19 protein-coding genes are annotated in these 19253 nt (G+C 72.5%); 6 read left to right on the plus strand and 13 right to left on the minus strand.

What is annotated here, in order from left to right:
• On the plus strand, positions 1-1626 hold a 1626-nt coding region (locus ACLWS4_RS35970; RefSeq protein ID WP_416876332.1), incomplete at its 5' end, for a tetratricopeptide repeat protein.
• Here ACLWS4_RS35970 and ACLWS4_RS35975 read toward each other — a convergent pair.
• Positions 1554-2393, minus strand: coding sequence for a helix-turn-helix domain-containing protein (locus ACLWS4_RS35975; protein WP_234348310.1), 840 nt, complete (start codon positions 2391-2393; stop codon positions 1554-1556). The two genes, ACLWS4_RS35970 and ACLWS4_RS35975, sit on opposite strands and share 73 nt — an antisense overlap.
• 68 nt (positions 2394-2461) lie before the next feature.
• Positions 2462-3241, minus strand: coding sequence for an SDR family NAD(P)-dependent oxidoreductase (locus ACLWS4_RS35980; protein WP_416876333.1), 780 nt, complete (start codon positions 3239-3241; stop codon positions 2462-2464).
• A 195-nt stretch (positions 3242-3436) separates the two neighbouring features.
• On the opposite strand from ACLWS4_RS35980, the gene ACLWS4_RS35985 reads away from it, so the two are divergent.
• A complete protein-coding gene (locus ACLWS4_RS35985; protein ID WP_049650753.1) occupies positions 3437-4099 on the plus strand; it encodes an NADPH-dependent F420 reductase in 663 nt (220 codons plus the stop codon).
• 28 nt (positions 4100-4127) lie between these two features.
• On the opposite strand, the gene galK is transcribed toward ACLWS4_RS35985, so the two are convergent.
• Positions 4128-5255, minus strand: coding sequence for a galactokinase (galK, locus tag ACLWS4_RS35990; RefSeq protein WP_416876334.1), 1128 nt, complete (start codon positions 5253-5255; stop codon positions 4128-4130).
• Positions 5252-6436 carry a galactose-1-phosphate uridylyltransferase gene (gene galT / locus ACLWS4_RS35995; RefSeq protein ID WP_416876335.1) on the minus strand — a complete coding sequence of 395 codons (1185 nt, stop codon included), beginning with the start codon at positions 6434-6436 and terminating at the stop codon, positions 5252-5254. The genes galK and galT overlap by 4 nt, the downstream gene beginning before the upstream one ends.
• Positions 6437-6547: 111 nt before the next feature.
• On the opposite strand from galT, the gene ACLWS4_RS36000 reads away from it, so the two are divergent.
• The gene (locus ACLWS4_RS36000; protein WP_416876336.1) at positions 6548-7375 is read left to right on the plus strand and encodes a DeoR/GlpR family DNA-binding transcription regulator; all 828 of its coding nucleotides are present in this window, start codon (positions 6548-6550) and stop codon (positions 7373-7375) included.
• Positions 7376-7389: 14 nt separating this feature from the next.
• Here the strand turns inward: ACLWS4_RS36000 and ACLWS4_RS36005 are convergent, their stop codons facing one another.
• The 5 genes from ACLWS4_RS36005 to ACLWS4_RS36025 all read right to left on the minus strand — a co-directional run bounded on the left by ACLWS4_RS36005 (position 7390) and on the right by ACLWS4_RS36025 (position 13506).
• The gene (locus tag ACLWS4_RS36005; RefSeq protein WP_416876337.1) at positions 7390-8454 is read right to left on the minus strand and encodes a LacI family DNA-binding transcriptional regulator; all 1065 of its coding nucleotides are present in this window, start codon (positions 8452-8454) and stop codon (positions 7390-7392) included.
• A gap of 72 nt (positions 8455-8526) precedes the next feature.
• Positions 8527-10362 carry a glycoside hydrolase family 36 protein gene (locus ACLWS4_RS36010; RefSeq protein WP_416876338.1) on the minus strand — a complete coding sequence of 612 codons (1836 nt, stop codon included), beginning with the start codon at positions 10360-10362 and terminating at the stop codon, positions 8527-8529.
• Between the two features lie 2 nt (positions 10363-10364).
• Positions 10365-11192 carry a carbohydrate ABC transporter permease gene (locus ACLWS4_RS36015; RefSeq protein WP_053111977.1) on the minus strand — a complete coding sequence of 276 codons (828 nt, stop codon included), beginning with the start codon at positions 11190-11192 and terminating at the stop codon, positions 10365-10367.
• A complete protein-coding gene (locus ACLWS4_RS36020; RefSeq protein WP_416876339.1) occupies positions 11189-12163 on the minus strand; it encodes a carbohydrate ABC transporter permease in 975 nt (324 codons plus the stop codon). Before ACLWS4_RS36020 ends, ACLWS4_RS36015 begins: the two co-directional genes overlap by 4 nt.
• Positions 12160-13506, minus strand: a complete 1347-nt coding sequence (locus tag ACLWS4_RS36025; protein ID WP_074002528.1) for an extracellular solute-binding protein — start codon at positions 13504-13506, stop codon at positions 12160-12162. Before ACLWS4_RS36025 ends, ACLWS4_RS36020 begins: the two co-directional genes overlap by 4 nt.
• 440 nt (positions 13507-13946) lie before the next feature.
• On the opposite strand from ACLWS4_RS36025, the gene ACLWS4_RS36030 reads away from it, so the two are divergent.
• Positions 13947-14540 carry a hypothetical protein gene (locus ACLWS4_RS36030; RefSeq protein WP_049650074.1) on the plus strand — a complete coding sequence of 198 codons (594 nt, stop codon included), beginning with the start codon at positions 13947-13949 and terminating at the stop codon, positions 14538-14540.
• Between the two features lie 102 nt (positions 14541-14642).
• On the opposite strand, the gene ACLWS4_RS36035 is transcribed toward ACLWS4_RS36030, so the two are convergent.
• The 3 genes from ACLWS4_RS36035 to ACLWS4_RS36045 all read right to left on the minus strand — a co-directional run bounded on the left by ACLWS4_RS36035 (position 14643) and on the right by ACLWS4_RS36045 (position 17075).
• Positions 14643-15881: a radical SAM protein gene (locus tag ACLWS4_RS36035; protein ID WP_416876340.1), complete on the minus strand. Its 1239-nt coding sequence runs from the start codon at positions 15879-15881 to the stop codon at positions 14643-14645.
• A 20-nt stretch (positions 15882-15901) separates the two neighbouring features.
• Entirely contained in the window at positions 15902-16633 is a 732-nt protein-coding gene (locus ACLWS4_RS36040; protein ID WP_380777494.1) for a hypothetical protein, read from the minus strand.
• A gap of 187 nt (positions 16634-16820) precedes the next feature.
• Positions 16821-17075, minus strand: a complete 255-nt coding sequence (locus ACLWS4_RS36045) for a hypothetical protein (RefSeq protein ID WP_416876341.1) — start codon at positions 17073-17075, stop codon at positions 16821-16823.
• A 424-nt stretch (positions 17076-17499) separates the two neighbouring features.
• On the opposite strand from ACLWS4_RS36045, the gene ACLWS4_RS36050 reads away from it, so the two are divergent.
• Positions 17500-18357, plus strand: coding sequence for a helix-turn-helix domain-containing protein (locus ACLWS4_RS36050; protein ID WP_416876342.1), 858 nt, complete (start codon positions 17500-17502; stop codon positions 18355-18357).
• The gene (locus ACLWS4_RS36055) at positions 18357-18578 is read left to right on the plus strand and encodes a DUF397 domain-containing protein (RefSeq protein ID WP_380777496.1); all 222 of its coding nucleotides are present in this window, start codon (positions 18357-18359) and stop codon (positions 18576-18578) included. Before ACLWS4_RS36050 ends, ACLWS4_RS36055 begins: the two co-directional genes overlap by 1 nt.
• Positions 18579-18717: 139 nt before the next feature.
• Here ACLWS4_RS36055 and ACLWS4_RS36060 read toward each other — a convergent pair whose 3' ends face one another.
• Positions 18718-19194, minus strand: coding sequence for a GNAT family N-acetyltransferase (locus ACLWS4_RS36060; protein ID WP_416876343.1), 477 nt, complete (start codon positions 19192-19194; stop codon positions 18718-18720).
• Between the last annotated feature and the right edge of the window lie 59 nt (positions 19195-19253).

Here is a 19253-nt window from a genome sequence, read left to right on the forward strand (position 1 = left end):
ACCGAGCGCGGCTGGCTGATCGTCCTCGACAACACCACCGAGCACACCCCCGAACAGCTGTGGCCCGTCACCAGCCGGGGCGGACGCGGACGGGTCATCGCCACCACCCGCCACCGGGGAGCGGCCAGTACAGGCGGCGACCGGGCGCTGGTGGACGTCAGCACCTACTCCCCCGCCGAGTCGGCCGCCTACCTGGGCGAACGACTGGAACGCGCGAAATGCGCCCGCTTCCTCGACGAACACGCGGCCGAGCTCGCCGAGGAACTGGGCCACCTGCCACTCGCGCTGGCCCATGCCGCCGCCTACATGGTCAACACCCGCCGCAGTTGCGGCCGTTACCTCGAACTCTTCCGCGACCGCTCACGCAGCCTGGACGCCGTCCTACCAGCCCGCACCGGCGCCGACGGCTACCGGGGACCGGTGACGGCGGCGCTGCTGCTGGCCCTGGACGCGGCACAGCAGGAGGAGCCGGTCGGGCTCGCCGGGCCGGCCCTCCAGTTGGCGGCGCTGCTCGACCCGGCCGGGCACCCGCAGGGGCTGTGGAGCACCGAGGAGGTGCTGGAGCATCTCGGCAGCGTTCGCGGCACGCCCGTCACGGCCGACGACGCGCTGGACGCGCTCGCCGTACTGCACAACTACAGCCTCGTCACGCTCACGGAGACCACCGACCGGGAGGTGACCCTGCACGCGCTCACCGCCCGGGCTGCTCTGGACATCGGTCCGGATGTGCCGGAAGCGTGGCTCGCGGCTGCCGATGCCCTCGCCGAACTGTGGCCGAGTGCGGATTACAGCGCGCAGGGCTTGGCCGCGACACTCCGGGCCAACACCGGCGTGCTTGCCGGGCACCGCACCTCCGACCTGATTCGACCGTCGCGGGGAATTCACCAGCTCTTGTTCTACTGCGGGATCAGCCTCATCGAGGCGGGCCTCTACACCACCAGCATCCGGTACTGGAGCAGCCTTGCCGCAGCGAGCGAGCGGGTTCTCGGCATCGACCATCCGGACACCCTCACCGCCCGCAACAACCTCGCCGCCGCCTACTCGGACGCCGGGCACACAGACGAGGCCATGCGGCTCCAGGAGGAGGTCCTCGAAGACCGCCGGCGTGTCCTCGGCGACGACCATCCCGACACCCTCACGACCCGCAACAACCTCGCCGTCACCTACCGGAGTGCCGGACGTACCGACGACGCCGTCAGCCTCCTGGAACAGGTCCTCGAAGACCGCCGACGCGTCCTCGGCGACGACCATCCCGACACCCTCACCGCCCGCCACAACCTCGCCGTCACCGAGTCGGAGACCGGGCGGATCGACGACGCCGTCGACCTCCTGGAACAGGTCCTCGAAGACCGCCGGCGCGTCCTCGACGCAGACCACCCCGACACCCTCCTGACCTGCAACAACCTCGCCGTCATGTACTGGGAGGCCGGGCTCCGGGACCGATCGCTGGAGATGCTCCGCCAGGCCGTGGCTGATCTGGACCGCGTCCTCGGACCGGACCATCCGGACACCGCACTGGCCACGGAGAACCTTCGCGACCTGACCCGAGGACCTCAGCCCGACGCCGCCCACGACAGCAGCACCCGCAGCCCGTCGTCCGAGGCCGAGCCCGGGTCGGCGGTGTAGGTGACCAGCGCCTGTCCGGAGTCGTCGGCGGGCCGCAGCGTGTCGTAGGCGAGGTCGAGCGTCCCGGCGAGGGGGTGGCGGAAGGACTTCCGGCCGGAGGTCTTGTCGGCGACCGGGTGGTCGGCCCACATCTGGCGGAACTCCTCGCTGCCGAGGCAGAGTTGACCGACCAGTTCGGCGAGCAGGGGGTCGTCGGGGCGGCGGCCGGCTTCGAGGTGGAGGAAGGCGACGTTCTCGCGTGCGCAGCCCGCCCAGTCGGCGTAGAGCTCGCGGGAGGCGGGGTCGAGGAAGGTGATGCGGGCGATGTTGCGGTCCTCGACGGGCAGGGCGCCGTAGTCGCCGAACAGGGCGACGGCGGCGCGGTTCCAGGCCAGGATGTCCATCCGGTGGCCCATCACCACGGCGGGGGTGTGGTGGAGCTGTTCCAGCAGGTGCAGCAGGGAGGGGCGCGGCTGCTGGCGGACGGCGGGGCGGCGGCGCGGCCTGGGCGTGGGGCGGGCGAGGCGGTGGAGGTGGCCGGACTCGTCGGGGGCGAGGCGCAGGGCGCGGGCGACGGCGTCGAGGACGGCGTCGGACGGGTTGCCGACGCGGCCCTGTTCGAGGCGGGTGTAGTAGTCGACGCTGACGCCGGCGAGGTGGGCGAGTTCCTCGCGGCGCAGTCCGGCGACGCGGCGGCGGCCGCCGTAGTCGGGGAGGTCGACGTCCTCGGGGCGCAGGCCGGCTCGGCGGGTGCGGAGGAATTCGCTCAGGGCGCTGCTCGGGTTCACGTCATGGATTCTCACCCGGACGGGTGCCGCCGTGCCTGGTCCTGCCAGGACCAGGCACGAGGAGGCACTCAGCCGGTCAGCGACGGGAAGGCCGGGACGAGCCCGCCGTCGATCACGACGTCCTGACCGGTGATGTACGAGGAGCGCTCGGAGAGCAGGAAGGCGACCGTCTCCGCGACGTCCTCGGCGGTACCCAGCCGGCCGAGCGGGACGTGGCGGCGGATCGGCTCGTGGTCGGCCGGGTCGGGGACGGCCGCGTGGAACATCTCGGTGACGATGTAGCCGGGGCTGACCGAGTTGACCCGGATGCCGCGCCCGGCGAGTTCGCTCGCGAGGGTGCGGGCGAGGCTGAGGACGGCGGCCTTGCTGGCGGCGTAGACGGCGGCGCCGGGCAGGCCGCGGTGCGGGGTCCAGGAGGCGTTGAGGACGACCGATCCGCCGCCGGCGGCGTCCAGCAGCGGCAGGGCGTGCTGGACGGTGAAGAACACGCCCTTGAGGTTGGTGGCGACGATCCGGTCGAACTCGGCCTCCGCGACCTCGCCGACCGGTTGGAAGCCGGCCACGCCCGCATTGGCGAAGACCCCGTCGAGGCGGCCGTACCGCTCACCCACGGTGTCGGCCAGCCGGGCGAGGTCGGCGGGTACGGAGGCGTCGGCGCGGACGGTGAGCAGCCGGTCGCCGGCGTCGAGGCGGGCCGCGGCGCGGGCGAGCCGGTCCTCGTCGCGGCCGGTGACGACGACCCGGGCGCCGGTGCCGAGGAGGTGGCGGGCGGTGGCGAAGCCCATGCCGCTGGTGCCGCCGGTGACGAGGACGGCGGGGGTGGTGGCGTCGGAGGAGATGTTGTTCATGGCGTCCACCCTCGGGACCGGCGCCGGGCCGGCACCAGGCCCGGTCCGACCGTGGGTCCCGGAGGACCACCCTCCGAAAGACACCTCTGGAGAACGGCTCCGGAAATCCGCCCTCCCGACCGGGAATCGGAGCGATCACCGGGTGGTTGGGCCAAGGCGACGGTCCACTACGGCACTCGCGAAGAAGGACTTCCCATGAAGATCGGCATCATCGGCGCGGGCAACATCGGCGGCAACCTGACGCGGCGGCTGACCGCGCTGGGGCATGAGGTGGCGGTGGCGAACTCCCGCGGCCCGGAGACGCTCAAGGCGCTGGTCGACGAGACCGGGGCGACGGCGGTGACGGTCCCCGAGGCCGCCCGCGGGGCACAGGTGGTGGTGGTGACGGTGCCGCTGAAGAACGTGCCGGACCTGCCCGCCGGGCTGCTGGACGGCGCCGCCGAGGGCGTCGCGGTGATCGACACCGGCAACTACTACCCGAAGGAGCGCGACGGCCGGATCGACGCGATCGAGGACGGCGGGCTCACCGAGAGCCGGTGGACGGAGCAGCACATCGGGCACCGGGTGGTGAAGGTGTTCAACGGCACCTACGCCCAGGACCTGCTGGAGCGTCCGCGCCCGGCGGGCGACCCGGAGCGGCTGGCCGTGCCGGTCGCCTCGGACGACGAGGCGGCCAAGCGGGTGGTCCGGGCGCTGGTCGACGAGTTGGGCTTCGACACCGTGGACGCGGGCGGCATCGACGAGTCCTGGCGCCAGCAGCCGGCCACCCCGGTGTACGGGCTGCGCGCCGGTGTCGAGGCGGTCACCCGGGCGCTCGCGGAGGCGTCTCCGGAGCGCCCGGCGGCCCACAAGGCCTGACCCCGCCGAAGGAGGCGGAGCCGGCAGTTCACCGGAGCCGGCGCGCCCCCGCCGCCGGGACGGCGGTGAGGGTGCGCGGCTCCGCGTACCCGGCCGCGCGGAACGCGGCGGTGACCTCGGCGGCGACGTGTCCGGCCGCGTCCGCGTCCACCAGGGCGATGACCGAGCCGCCGAAGCCGCCGCCGGTCATCCGCGCACCGTGGGCACCGGCGGCCACGGCGGCCTCGACGGCGAGGTCGGTCTCCGGGCAGGAGACCCGGTAGTCGTCGCGCAGCGAGGCGTGTCCGGCGGTGAGGATCGGGCCGAGCGCGGCGGGGTCGCCGGCGTCCAGACGGGCGACGGCGGCCTCCACCCGGGCGTTCTCGGTGACCACGTGCCGCACCAACGGGACCAGCTCCGGCGGGAGTTGGGCGAGTGCGTCGGCCAGTCCGGACGGCTGGAGCGAGCGCAGCGCGGGCAGCCCGAGCAGGGCGGCGGCCCGTTCGCAGCCGGCCCGCAGCGCGGCGTAGGCGCCGTCGCCGAGGTCGTGCTTCACCCGGGTGTCCAGGACCAGCAGGGCGAGGCCCGCGCCCGCCAGGTCGACGGGCACCTGACGCATCGTCAGGTCCCGGCTGTCCAGGAACAACGCGGCCCCGGGGCGGCAGCACATGGAGGCCATCTGGTCCATGATCCCGCAGGGCACGCCGACGAAGGCGTTCTCGGCCCGCTGTGCGAGCACCGCCAGCTCGGCGGCCGAAAGGCCCAGCCCGTACAGGTCGTTGTAGGCGGCGGCGACGACGCACTCCAGTGCGGCGGAGGAGGACAGCCCGGCGCCGCTGGGCACGTCGCTGTCCAGCCGGAGGTCCGCCCCGCCGACCGGGTGCCTGGCCTCGCGCAGCGCCCAGACCACCCCGGCCGGGTAGCCGGCCCAGCCGGGCACGGAGCCCGGCGCGAGGTCGTCGACCGGGAGCGCGACGAGTTCCCGGCCCTGCGCGGACCAGAGCCGCAGCAGTCCGTCCCCGCTGCGGGCGGCCTGGGCGCGGACGGTCTGCGGCAGGGCGATCGGGAGGACGAACCCGAGGTTGTAGTCGGTGTGTTCGCCGATCAGGTTCACCCGGCCGGGGGCGGCCCACTCCCCCTCGGACGGACGGCCGTACAGCTGCGCGAAGTCGTTCATGCGGTGGCCTCCCGCAGCCGGCGGGCCGCGTGCTCGGGGGTGACGTCGTTGACGAAGGCGTCCATGCCGGATTCCACCCCGGCCAGGTACTTGAGCTTGTCGGCGGTGCGGCGGATGGTGAACAGCTCCAGATGCAGGGCGAGTTCGTCCCGCTGATCGGCGGGGGCCTGGTGCCAGGCGGAGATGTACGGGGTGCGGCCGGTGCCGAAGAGCCGGTCGAAGCGGCGCAGCAACTCCAGGTAGAGGGTGGGGAATTCGTCCCGCTGTCCGGCGTCCAGCGCGGTCAGGTCGGGCACCCGGCGGTGCGGGTACAGGTGCACCTCGTACGGCCAGCGGGCGGCGAAGGGGACGAAGGCCGTCCAGTGCGTCCCGGCGAGGACGACGCGCTCGCCGTGGGCGCGTTCGGCGGCGAGCAGGTCGTCGAAGAGGTTGCGGCCGGCGGTGGCGCGGTGCTCGGCGGCGCGGGCGGCCATCCGGGCGGTGCGCGGCGCGGTGAAGGGCAGGGCGTAGATCTGGCCGTGCGGGTGGGCGAGGGTGACGCCGATCTCGGCGCCCCGGTTCTCGAAGCAGTAGACCTGCCGCACGCCGGGCAGGGCGGAGAGTTCGGCGGTGCGGTCGGTCCAGGCGTCCAGGACCAGCCGGGCCCGCTCGGGGGTGAGGTCGGCGAAGGAGGCCTCGTGGTCGGCGGTGAAGCAGACCACCTCGCAGCGCCCGGCGCCGGGGCCGCTGGTCCACAGGCCCTCGGCGGCCCGGACGGGCTCCGCGGGCGAACCGGCCAGCGAGGGGAAGCGGTTCTCGAAGACGGCCACCTGGTAGTCCGCGGCCGGGATCTCGCTGTGCCGCCCGTCCCGGGACGGGCAGAGCGGGCACTCCTCGGGCGGCGGCTGGTAGGTGCGCGCCTGGCGGTGGGCCGCGATGGTGACCCAGTCGCCGGTGGCCGGGTCGAGCCGGACCTCGGAGCCGGGGGTCTGCGGGTCGAGCGGCCGTTCGTCCACGGCGTCGCGGCGGGCGGCCGTGCCGCCGTCGCAGGCCGTGCCACCACCGCAGGCCGCACCGCCGTCACAGGCGGCGTCGCAGGCGGCGTCGCAGGCCGCGCCGCTGTCGTAGTAGATCAGTTGCCGACCGTCCGCGAGGGTGGTCACGGTCCTGACGGTGGGCTGGGTCAGGGACGTCCCGGGCATGGCCCTTCTTCCTCTGAGCTCTGAGTGGAACACCGGAATCAACAGAAAGCTACAATCTCAAACATTATCCACCAGGACCACGCACCGGACGTGGTCGAAGGAGGCCTCCCGATGGCTGACAGCGCCCAACCGCTCGCCGGACAGCGCCGCGTGCTGATCCTGGAGCGGATCCGCGCGCGCGGCGGGGTCCGGGTCACCGAACTGGTCCGCGACCTCGGGGTCTCGGACATGACGGTCCGGCGCGACCTGGACGCGCTGGCCCGCCGCGGCCTGGTGCACAAGGTGCACGGCGGCGCGGTCCGGGTCGAGGCGCCGGCCACCGGCGAGCCCGGGTTCGAGGCCAAGGCGCACTGGGAGCTGCCCGCCAAGGAGGCGATCGCCCGGGCCGCCGCGGCGCTCGTATCGCCGGGCTCGGCGGTCGGGCTGGCCGGCGGGACGACCACCTACGCGGTCGCCCGGCGGCTGCGCGCGGTCGAGGGCCTCACCGTGGTGACCAACTCGCTGCGGATCGCCGAGCTGCTGGAACAGCCCGCCGAGGACGGCACCCCGTCCACCGCCACGGTGATCCGCACCGGCGGTGTGCGGACCCCCTCGGACGCGCTGGTCGGGCCGGTGGCCGACCAGGCGATCCGCTCCCTGCACGTCAACCTGCTGGTCCTGGGCTGCCACGGCCTCTCCCCCGAGGCCGGGCTGACCACCCCGAACCTGGCCGAGGCGGAGACCAACCGCGCCTTCCTCCGCTCGGCCCGCCGGGTGGTCGTGGTGGCCGACCACACCAAGTGGAACGCGGTCGGCCTGGCCTCCTTCGCCGACCTGGACCAGCTGGACGTCCTGGTCACCGACGACGCCCTGCCCGCCGAGCAGCGGGCGGCCGCCGCCGGACTGGTCGGCGAGCTGATCGTGGCCGCGACGGCGGACCACACGGGCCGAACCGGCTGACGGATCCGAAGGATTCAGCCGGGCCGGCCCGAACTCCCCCGCACCACCAGCTCGGTGGGCAGTTCCAGCCCTTCCCCCGCCGCCGCCTCCCCGCGCACCTGGTCCAGCAGCCGGCCGACCAGCGCCGTGGCGATCGCCCGCAGCGGCAGCCGGACCGAGGTCAGCGCGGGGTGGAGGTGGCGGCAGAGCGGCGTGTCGTGGAACCCGGTGACGGCCACCCCGCCGGGCCCGACCACCAGCCCCTCCGCCCGGACCGCCTCGTACACGTCCAGCGCCAGCAGGTCGCTGCCGGCCGCGAAGGCGGTGGGCCGGTCGGGCCCGCGCAGCAGCGCCCGTACGGAGGCCACCACGGAACCCGCGGCGGCCGTACCGGAACTCCCCGCCCCGGAAGCCCCCACCGCCACCGCGGACAGGCCCAACCGGCGTGCCTCGGCGAGGAATCCGGCCCGCCGCGCCGCCATCCAGGGCAGCTCCTCGGCGTCCCCGAGGTAGCCGATCCGGCGGTGGCCGAGCGCCGCGAGGTGCCGCACCACCTCGGCCATCGCCGCCTCGTTGCCGATGTCCACCCAGCGCTGGGGCTCGCCGGGCCCGGTCCGGCCGAAGCTGGCGAACGGGACGCCGAGCCGGGCCGCGTGGGCGATCCGGACGTCCTCGTGCAGGACGTCCGCCAGCACCAGTCCGTCCACCTGACGGGCCGCCACCAGTTCGTCGATGGCGGCCACCGGGTCGGCCGCGCCCTGCTCCGGTCGGAACAGCAGCACCCGCTGCCCCGCCGCCCCGGCCGCGTCGACCAGGGCCTCCAGGAAGCCGGCCATCAGCGGGTTGGGGTCGAGCGGGTCGTCCACCGGGGCGAGGTAGCCGAGGGTGCGCCGGGCGCCGCTGCGCAGCGAGCGGGCCGACTGGTCGGGCTGGTACCCGAGTTCGCGGATCGCCGCGTTCACCCGGTCCAGCGTCTCCGGGCGGACCCGCTGCGGCGCGTTGAGCGCGTTGGAGACGGTCTGCCGGGAGACCCCGGCCGCCCGGGCGACCTCCTCGATCGTGGTGGCGCCGCGGCGCGGCCGGTGCGGTCCCTCGGGCATGCGGTTCTCCAGACGTGGTCGGTGCGCGGAGCGGGCCGGGGCCCGGGGGCCGGCCGGCGGCCCCGGAGGCGGTCAGCGACGCAGGGTCAGCAGCCCGCCGCGCGGCACCGGGATCACGTCCGCCCGGTCCAGCTCGACCTCGCCCTGCCGGACGATACGCCCCCGGGCGTCCTGCACCGTCACCGCCACCTGCCCGCGGCCGCCGGTGAGCCGGACGTCCGGGTCGGCGTCGGCGTTGGCCACCAGCAGGGTGCGCCAGTCGTCGCCGGAGGCGTCCACCGGCAGCGCGGCGTAGCGGGCCACGGCCACCGTGCCGGTGTCGGTACCGGCGCCGGTACCGCCGCCGGTGCCGCGCGCGGTGACCATCGGGTAGCCGAGGTCCGGGCGGGCCGGGAGCAGCTCGCCGAGCTGGAGGGTGTCGGCGTGCTCGCGGAAGACGCCGAGCCAGAAGGCGATCGCCTCGCGCTGCTCCTCGCTCTGGGCGGCGAGGTCGACGGAGATCTGCGGCACCGAGAACAGCACGTTGATCAGGTGGCAGGCGACCTGCTCGGCCGGTTCCTCCCGGTGCCACATCAGCATGTCGGCGTGGACCGGGACGGGCCCGGCGGCCAGCCGCACGTCGATGGTCCGCTGCCGGTTCTCCTGCGGGCTGAGCGGGCAGTCGGTGGCGCGGATCATGGTGGCGTACGGCCACAGGCCGGGGCTGACGTACGGCTGGCGGTGCTCGATCATCGCCTCCGGGTTCGCGGCGGTGATCCGGCCGCGGATCGCGGCGAGCAGCCGCTCCACGCCCTCGTCCACGCTCGCGCAGTCCGCGCCGGGGCGGGCCGCCGGGGCGTCGTCGCGCTCCGCGGCCCGGGCGAACCAGTCGACGAAGTCCACCTTGAGGCCGTCCATGCCCCACTCCTCGACGGCCCGGACGAGCCGGTCGGTGAGGAAGGCCCGGACCTCGGGGTGGCGCGGGTCGGCGACGATCGCGCCCATGTGGGCGGCGTCGGCCAGCGCGAGGTGGCCGATCTCCCGGTACGCGGCGCTGTCCTTGCCGATGAACGGCAGCGCGTACCAGAGCATGTAGCGCACCCCGAGCTCGTGCACCCGCCGGACGTGGGCGGCGGTGTCGGGCAGCGAGACCGGCTCCCAGTCGCCGCAGTGGGCGTAGCCGCGGGTGCGGTCGGCGGTCATCCAGCCGTCGTCCACGATGATCACGTCCAGGCCCAGCTCCTTGCCGAGCGCGGCCTGGGTCTCGACGCCCTTGGGGGTGATGTCCTGGTGCATCGAGTACCAGGTGGAGTACGCGGGACGGCGGGCGGCCTCCGGGATGTCGGCCGTACGGCCCTCGCCCCACCAGGCGGCCAGGTCGGCCAGGGCGCGCCCGAAGTGCCGGCGCGAGGTGTCGATCCGGACGGTGAGCCGGTCGGTGGCCTGGGCCCAGAACCGGAACTCGCCGGTCTCCTCGACCACTCCGGCCCCGGCCAGCACGTCCGGGCGGTCGGCCGCGAAGGCGCTCAGGGCGACGTCGCCGGTGCCGACCAGCGCGGCGATCGGCGCGCCGTTGGCCAGCGAGGTGCGGCGCGGGGCGCTCCAGGCGGCGGGCAGCCAGCCGGTGCCGCGCGGCTCGGGGGTCCAGAGGGCGGTGGCGTCGACGCAGGGCACCCGCCACTCGATCCGGACCTCGCCCGGGCCCTCGGCCGTCACCTCCACCACGCCGTCGGCGACGCCCCGGGCCGTGCCCGTGCCGCTCACCCGCAGGTCCAGCCCGTCGGCGTACAGCGGACGCAGGCCGCCGGCGGCGGTGGGGGCGTGCGGCTCCCAGACGTCGGCCGCGGCCGCGCCGGCCGTCGTCCCGCTCGTACCGGCTGTGGCGCCGGTCGTGCTCACGGTCGTGCCGGTGTCGTTCGTCTCGGTCATGGTCAGCCCTTCGTGGCGCCGGCCAGCAGGCCGGAGATGAACTGCCGCTGCAGGACCAGGAAGAGGACCATCATCGGCAGGGTGGACAGCGCGGTGCCGGAGAGGATCGCGCCGTAGTCGGTGTTGGACTTGTTGCCGTGCAGCGTCGCCAGGGCGACCGGCAGGGTGTGCATCTCGGGGCTGCGCAGGGCGATCAGCGGCCAGACGAACTGGTTCCAGGAGCCCAGGAAGAGGAAGATCGACAGGGCCGCGAGCACCGGCCGCATGACCGGCACCACCACGCTGAACAGCACCCGGAGTTCGCCCGCGCCGTCGACCCGGGCGGCGTCCAGGAGCTCGTCCGGCAGGCTGCTCAGCGACTGCCGCATCAGGAAGATGGCGAACGGCACGCACAGGCCCGGCAGGATCAGCGCCTGGTAGGTGTCCAGCAGGCCGAAGTCCGTCATCATCTTGAACAGCGGTACCAGCACGACCTGTTCGGGCACCACGAGGGTGGAGAGCAGCAGCGCGAAGAGCAGGGTGCGGCCACGGAAGCGGAACTTGGCGAAGGCGTAGCCCGCGAGCAGCGCCACGACCAGGGCGCCCAGGGTCTGGACCCCCGCCACCAGCAGGGAGTTGCCGACCACCCGGAGCAGGCCGATCTTCTGTTCCAGGTGGCTCAGGTTCTCGCCGAGGCTCCCGCCGGGCAGCAGCTTCGGCGGCCAGTCGAAGACCTCGGTGTCCTTGCGGGTGGCCGAGACCACCAGCCAGTAGAAGGGGGCGATCGACAGCCCGGTGACGCCGGCCAGGAAGAAGGTCAGCGGCCAGCCGCGCAGTTTCTTGAGGTTCACTTGTCCTTCTCCCCCATCAGGCGCATCTGGACGGCGCCGAGCACCGACACGAGCAGGGTGAGCGCGTAGGCGATGGCGGAGGCGTAGCCGAAGTCGAAGTACCGGAAGCCGTTCTGGTACAGGTACATGGAGACGGTCAGGGTGGCGTTGTCCGGCCCGCCGCCGGTCAGCACGTACGGCTCGTCGAAGAGCTGGAGCGTGCCGATGGTCGAGAGCACGACGGTGAACAGCAGCACCGGGCGCAGCGCGGGGACGGTGATCGAGGTGAAGCGGCGGATCGGGCCGGCCCCGTCGACCATCGCGGCCTCGTACAACTCCCTTGGTATGGACTGGAGTCCGGCGAGGTAGATGACGGCGTTGTAGCCGGTGTAGTGCCAGGTGAGCACCACGACGACGGCCATCCGGGCCCAGACGGGCTGGCCCAGCCAGTCGACGGAGGGCAGGCCGACGGCGTTCAGCAGCCAGTTGACGGCGCCGTCGTCGGCCTTGAGCAGGTAGGCGAACATCACGCCGGTGGCGACCAGGCCGGTGACCGAGGGCATGAAGACGCCGAGCCGCCACACCGTACGCCAGCGCACCAGCGCGGAGTTGATGCCGACGGCCATCAGCAGGGCCAGGCCGAGCATCAGCGGGACCTGGACGACGAGGATCTCGCCGGTGTTGCGCAGGGCCGTCCAGAACAGCGGATCGTCCAGCAGGCGCCGGTAGTTGGCGAGGCCTGCGTCGCGGGTGGCGGCGCCGGAGCCGGTGGTGAAGGAGAGCAGCAGCGAGTCGATGACCGGGTAGGCCTTGAACACGCCGAAGGTGAGCAGGGCGGGGGCGAGCAGCAGGTACGGCACGGCGCCGCGGCGCCAGCGGGCGCGGCGGAGCCGGCCGGACCGGCCGGGCCCCGCGGATCCCTTGGACCCCTTCGATCCCTCGGACCCCTCGGACTCCTCGGCGAGGGCGGCGGGCGGGCTGGCGGCACTCATGCGATACCGCGTCCCGTCTGCTGGGCGAGCTGCTTGGCGGCGTCCTGGAGGACGGCGGCCGGGTCGGCGCCCTTGAGGAAGACCTTGGTCTGGGCGTCGCTGACGAGCTTGAGGGCGCGGGCGTAGTCGCCGGAGTAGTTGGTCGGGTCCCCGCCCTCGACGGCGAGGTCGGTGAAGGTCTTGAGCACCGGCTGGCCGCCGTAGAAGGCGCTGGGGGCGGCGTACATCGGGTCGGTGTAGGCCTCGGTGAGGGCCGGGAAGACGCCGCCCGCGTTGAACATCGTGTTGACCGACGCGGCGCGGGTGAGCGCGTACTCGACGAACTTCCAGGCGGCGCGGCGGCGCGGGCTGGAGGCGGCGACGGCCAGGTGGGTGGAGTTGACCAGGGCGGTGCGCTTGCCGCCGGGGGTGACCGCCGGGGGCTTGGTGAGGCGCCAGTTGCCGCTCTGGTCGGGGAACTTCTTCTCCAGGTAGTGCGCGACCCAGGTGGGCATCGCGGCCGCCCCGAGCTTGCCGGTCTTCATCACCGGCGGCCAGCTCTGGACGCCGGGGGTGTCGCCGATCAGCCCGGCCTCGTCCAGCCGCTTGATGATCGTCAGGGCGCGCACGGCCGGCTCCGAGGCGACGGTGATCTTGCCCTGGAGGTCGAAGTAGAAGGCGCCCTGGAGCTGCATCAGGCCCTGGAGGAAGTCCAGGTCGGGGGTGGGGTTGGCGGCCCGGTTGACACCGATCAGGGCGATGCCGGGGTTGGCGGCCTTGAAGCGGTCGGCGACGGCGAGCAGGTCGTCCCAGGTGGCGAAGGTCTCGGGGTCGATGCCCGCCTTGTCGAAGTAGTCCTTGCGGTAGAAGAAGCCGAGCGCGTTGACCTCCCAGGGCAGCGCGTAGGCGTGGCCGTCCTTGCCGGTGACGACCGGCCACAGGCCCTTGGCGAACCTGTCCTTGTACGCGTCGGCGCCGAGCGCGGAGAGGTCGGCCAGGCCGCCGGGGAACTTCTCCTGGTAGCCGGGCAGGTAGTCACAGCCGATGTGCAGGACGTCGCCGAGGCCCTGGCCGCCGGCCGCCAGTCCGACGGTGATCTTGTCCCAGATGGCGGGCTCGCCGATGTCCTGGACGTCGACCTTGATCCCCGGGTTGTCCTTCTCGAAGGCCGGGACGATGCCGCGCAGGGCGTCGGCGGCGGTGGCCCAGGACCAGACGGTGATCGTGCCGGTGTCGGCGTCCCCGCCGGCGGCGCCTCCCGAGCCGGAGCCGCCGCCGCAGGCCGCGAGGGAGCCGCCGGCCGCGACGGCCAGCAGGCCGGCTCCGGAGGCGCGGAGAAGGTCGCGTCGGGAAAGGTGTGACATTGCATTCCTCTCGGTGGGGTGGCGCCGGAAGGCTGTGGTGCGAAGGGGGGTGGCGCGAAGGGTGGTGCGAGGGGGTGCTGAGCGCAGGCGGGGGTTGCTCTGCTGTTTTGAACGTTCAAACACACAAAACAAACCAGAACCAAACAGGTTCCAACGAGCGGACACAGCAAACGCCCGCCCTCCCCGTGCCGTCAAGACCTGGAGAGGGGAACGACGGGCTCCGCAACCGTTCCGTTATCAGCCGGTGGCCCGACCCGGCGGGCTGGCCCCGGATCGGTTTCCGGCCAGATTTGTCATGCATCCATCCACTTTCGACCGGCCCCGCCACCCGTCCGACTAGGGTCGCTCCAGCTTCGCGGCACGGCGCCGTACGGCCATCGCGCGGCGCTCCGCGGACCCGTCGATTGGACTGGTGAGTAGTGAACATCAAGCATCGCCACGTGCCCGGTCGTTCATGGACGGCGACGGTCCGGGGCCGGCTCGCCGCCGCGGTGGGGGTGGTCACCCTGCTGGTGGCCGTCCTCACCGGCACGGCCGCCGGCACGGCCACCGCGGCACCGGCGGCGGCACCGGTCGCCGCCGCCCAGGCCTCCCCCGGCTGGGTCTGTCCCGGCACACCCATACCGGACGGCTACGTGATCACCCAGCGCCAGCCGAGCGGGTGCAACAAGGCCGGCGCCTGGTACATCCAGCCCGTGCAGAACGGCATCTGGACCTGCGCCACCTCGCCGATTCCCCCCGGCTACGTGATCACCCTCCACAACGCCACCGGCTGCAGCGGCATCGACTACTGGTACCTGGAAGTGCCCCGCGACGGCCAGTACACCTGCGCGGGCTCACCGATCCCGCCCGGGTACGTGCTCACCGGCCACATGAACTCCGGCTGCGGCAACATCGGCTCGTGGTACCAGCAACTGGCCCGCGTCGGCGAGTACATGTGCCCCTACCAGCCCGTTCCGGCCGGCTTCCGCGCCGGCACCTACAACGCGAGCATGTGCAGCGGCCTCGGGGGCTGGTACCTGCTCGCCGCCTGATCCGACCGTCCCCGGCGGGCAGCGCGCAGCGCCGAACGCCCGGTGCCCGCCGGGGGTCCGACCGTCCCGCGTCCCGGCCGCCCGTCAGACGCTCACCCGGACTCAGTCTTCTGCCGACCGCGGCTCCCCGTCGGCGCCGGGGAACCGCGTCCCCGGGGTGACCGGGATCCCGCGCGACATGGCTTCGAAGTCCAGGATCGGGTGGGTCAGGATCTCCTCGACCTCGTCGGTCAGGAGGTTGCCCAGGATGAACTCCTCCTCCGCCCCCGACCCGAAGGTGACGACCTGTCCGCTCGACTGGATCATCCAGTTGAGCAGCTCCCGCTCGCTGCTCTCCGCGAGGTGGATCTCCCGGCCGGGGTGGTCGCGCCGGATGCCGTCCACGACCTCGCGGACGTCCTCGACCGCCACCCCGAGCCTGCGGACCGTGTCCGGCGACGCCCGTCGGCCCCACCACTGGAAGATCACCCACTGGGCGACCGAGGGGTGCGACATGATCTCGGCCGCGAGCTCCGGCAGTTGGTGGAGGTTCTCGGCACTCGCCACGGTGTGCACCCGCACCCGGTCGAAGCCCTCGGCGTCGCACAGCGCGAGGGATTCCAGCAGCGCCCGCAGGAGGTTGCTGTCCGGGCTTCGGCGGAACGCCCGCTGCACGTCCGCGGTGACGGCGTCCAGCGGCAGCCGCAGCGAGGACAGCCCCCGGAGCCGGGCGAGCTTCTCGGCGGTGAGCGTGTAGCCGGTGGTGTCGAGGCCGACCTTGAGCCCGGCGGCGATGGCGTGGTCGACGACGTCGAAGATCGGCGGCCACAGCAGCGGGTCACCGCCGGCCAGGACCAGGTCGGTCGTCCCGTGCGCGGCCAGCTTCCCGATGATCCGGTCCGCCTGGGCGAGGTCGATCTGCTCGGCGGCGAACGGATTGTAGCAGCCCTGGCAGGACATCGGACAGCGGTTGTTGATCGACCAGTTGACCCGCCGCACGCGCCGGCCCGTACGCGGCTGGTCGGCCCGGCCGCGGATCCCGGCCACTAGGTGGGCCAGGCGCCGGGCCTGCGGGAGGGTGGCGTCCGCGAGCAGTTCCTCGGCCCGTTCGACGGCGGCCGCGGTGGCGTTGTTCTGGAGCAGCAGGAACGCCAGGCGCCACCGCATGGCCTCGTCGGCCGGGTCCCGGACCAGGGCCTGTTCGACCCGCGAGGTCAGGGCGCCGAGGTAGCCGGGGTTGAAGTGGGATGGTTCCAGGCGCCGTTGGAAGTCGTCGGCTATGGACCCGCGCTCCAGGGCCCGGTCGTAGCCGGCCCGCAACGGGTGCGGGGGCAGGATCTCCACGTGCTGCCGAGTGGACATGGGGTGCTCTCCGGTGGGGGTCAGTTCGAGGCGGACGGCAGCAGGACGACCATCGAGTCGGCGGACGACAGCCCCATGCTCTCGACGAAGACCGCGTCGCGGACGCGCTGCGCGACGGCGGGGTGGGTGGGGGCGTCGAGGTAGCGGGCGGTGGATTCGAGCGGGGTCAGGCCCCGTTCGGCGATCAGGGTGCGCAGGGCCCGCGGGAGGTTGTCGAGGTCGTCGCGTATCCCGGCCAGGTCGAACCGGTCGGCCAGCCGCGTCGCGGCCCTGCGGGCCTTGGCCAGGTTGGTCGGCGGATCCTGGACGGTCGCCTTCGCCAGGTAGTAGGGGACGGGCTGCATCATCCAGGCCAGCGCCGCGCGCGGATCGTCCTCGTGGCCGGGCAGGTCGAAGGCCTCCGGCCCGAGCCCGAGGCCGTCGCAGAACCACTCGGGCCGCATGCTGATCCGGTAGTGGGCGTGGCCGGCCAGCCGGAACGCCGGAAGCCTGGCGATGACGGACGTCGTCTCGATCCCGAAGGTGTCGGAGATCCGCCGCATCCTCCGCCCCACCACGGCCCGGACGTCCGGTACGTGCGCGTCCTCGCCCACGAGGTGGATCAGGTCGAGGTTGGAGACGACGTCTCCGTCCGGCCCGGTGCGGTGGTCGCCACGCGCGAGTGAACCGGTCGCCGCCACCGACATGCCGGTGACGTCGGCGAACTCACGGGCCAACTCCTGGAACAGCAGGGGGACGTCTTCGGGTCTCACGTGGCTCCTCAGGTGTCGGCGGCGACGGCGAGGAAGAGAGCTTCACGCGCTCTTCCAAGTCCTTTTACATCGTGGAGAGTTCGTATTCAGGCGCGCAGCCTAACAGCGGATCACCACAAATGGTCACGTTCGCATCAACTGCCTCATGCGTCATGACTGACGGAGCAACAGAATCAGTCACATCCGGTCAGCCGAAAGCCGCCCGACGCACATAGATCGGATACGGGTCACCCCCGACGAAAGCGACGGCCCCCACCGCACCGAAGTGGTACAGCCGGTGGCCGATCTCCCCCGCGGCCCGGGCGCCGAACCGACTGTTGAGGTCGGCGGCCTGGTCCGCGTCCAGCGCGAGCAGGGCGAGTCCGGCCCGGAGGACGTCGAGGGCGTCGAAGAGGCTGTCGAAGACGGTGGGCTTGGTGAGGCCCACGATCTCGACACTCACGGAGAAGGGGAACCCGTCACTCACCGCGAGCCTCCGATCCGCACCCGGCCGGCCCGATTCCCGCCACCCGGTCGGAGGGGAAGTCGCGGGGCAGCTTTCTTGCGATGGTGAGGGACTGGCGGCAACGGGGCAGCTGGCAGGAGTACTTCTTCGACGTTCCGGGCATGGCAGGGCCTCTTCCGGTATGGGGAGGGACGATCGCAATCGAGGGCCGGTAAGAGGCATGGGAATGCCCGGTCCATCGGCACCGAGATCACGCTGCGTGGTGCATCGAACTACGGGAAGTAGCATGCCCTGCGTTGGCCAGTCGGTGCAACGGAACCCGAGAATGTGCATATGTCTTTTGAGATTGGATGTGACGAGCCCGCTGCCATCACGTCAGACTGTGGGCCGACGACAGAGTGCGACGAGGGGAGGTCGGAGCGTGGCCGCAACACCGACGGTCCGCCGACGGATGCTGGGCGGGGAACTCCGAAAGATCCGCGAGGGACTCAACCTCAAGGTTGATGACGTAGCAGTCCGGCTCGGCTGGCATCAATCCAAGGTCAGCCGGTTGGAGAACGGCCGCCACGGAGTGCGCGCGAACGAGGTCGGGATACTGCTCGACGTCTACGAAGTCACCGACCCGGAGATGCGGGAGGCACTTGAGACGCTGGCGCGCGAGGGCAAACGCCGGGTGTGGTGGCAGCCGTACTCGGATGTGATCTCGAAGCACTACGCCTCGTTCATCAGCTTCGAGGCGGAGGCTGTATCGATCCGGAACTTCGAATCATCGCTCGTGCCGGGGCTGTTCCAAACTGCCGACTACGCGCGTGCACTGATCCGACAGCTTGAGCCCGAGGCCACACCCGACGAGATCAACGCACTGGTCGACGTTCGCTTGGCGCGCCAGAACGCAACGCTCCGGAGAGAGGAACCTCTGAAGCTATGGGCGATCGTGGATGAGGCCGCGCTTCGCCGCCTGATCGGCAACCAGAACATCATGGCGAGGCAGTTGCAGCAGCTCGTCGCCGTCTCCAGGGAACCGCACGTCACCGTACAGGTGGTGCCCTTCTCAGCCGGCGCCCACGCGGGCGTGCACGGGTCGTTCGCGATTCTGAGCTTTCCTGTTCGAGGAGATCTCGACGTGGTGTACACCAAGGCCTTGACCAGTAGTCTCTATCTCGAACGAGATGACGACGTCGCAGCCTACGACCAGGCCTTTGACCGGCTTCGGGCAGCTGCCCTCGACGTCGCGCCGTCACGGCGGCTTATCGCGCAGATCGCAAAGGAACTTGAGTGATGATCACCGATCGGAGCGAAGTGAACCTGGCTGGCGCCACCTGGCGAAAGAGCAGGTACAGCGCCAACCAGGGCAACTGCATCGAGGTCGCCGACGGCTTTGCCGGCACCGTTCCCGTCCGGGACTCCAAGGACCCCGGCGGCCCCGCGCTCGTCTTCCCCGCCGACGCGTGGTCCGCCTTCCTCGCCGCCCTCAAGACCGGCGAACTTCCCAACACGTGAGCACACCCGCGCGAGAAGTCGGCCCAACCGACTTCTCATGCAACCGATCAGCCGGGACGCCGCCCGCCGCACGACTGACCGGAGCAACAGGCGGAGGGTCCTGCTCCGGCATGACCCGCCCCGGTGCGGCCCGGCGGCTTCAGGGGGCCGCCGGCGGGGCGAGGTCCTTCGTCATGAAGACCCTGCTGGTGCCCGGCGGGTCGCACGGGACGTCGCCCAGGCGTCGCCAGCCGTGCTTCGCGTAGAACCCGGGCGCCTGGAAGCTGATCGTGTACAGCACCGCCGTGCGGCAGCCACGTGCGCGGGCCTCGTTCTCGGCCCGGCGCAGGATCTCGCTGCCCAGGCCGCCACCGCGCAGCTCGCGCGGCAGGAAGAACAGGTCGAGGAAGAACAGCCCGAGTGAGGTGCGACCGGTCAGACCGCCGATCACCCGGCCGGTCCGGGAGTCGCGTACCAGGACGGCCAGCGGGCGGCGGTCGTCGATGGCGGTCGTGTCGGTGTTGAACCGGTCCAGGGCATCGGAGACGAGCGATACGTCGGTGGGCTCCGGGGCATCGGTGACCGTGAGGCCGATGCCGGGCCAGGGGTTCGGTGGGGTGGTGTCGGTGGCGGGCATGAGGTTCCCAGGGCGGTTGGCGGAAGGGGTACGGGCGGAGGACGCGGTGGCCTCGGCCG

This window comes from Kitasatospora sp. SC0581, assembly GCF_048159585.1.
Taxonomy (GTDB): Bacteria; Actinomycetota; Actinomycetes; order Streptomycetales; family Streptomycetaceae; genus Kitasatospora.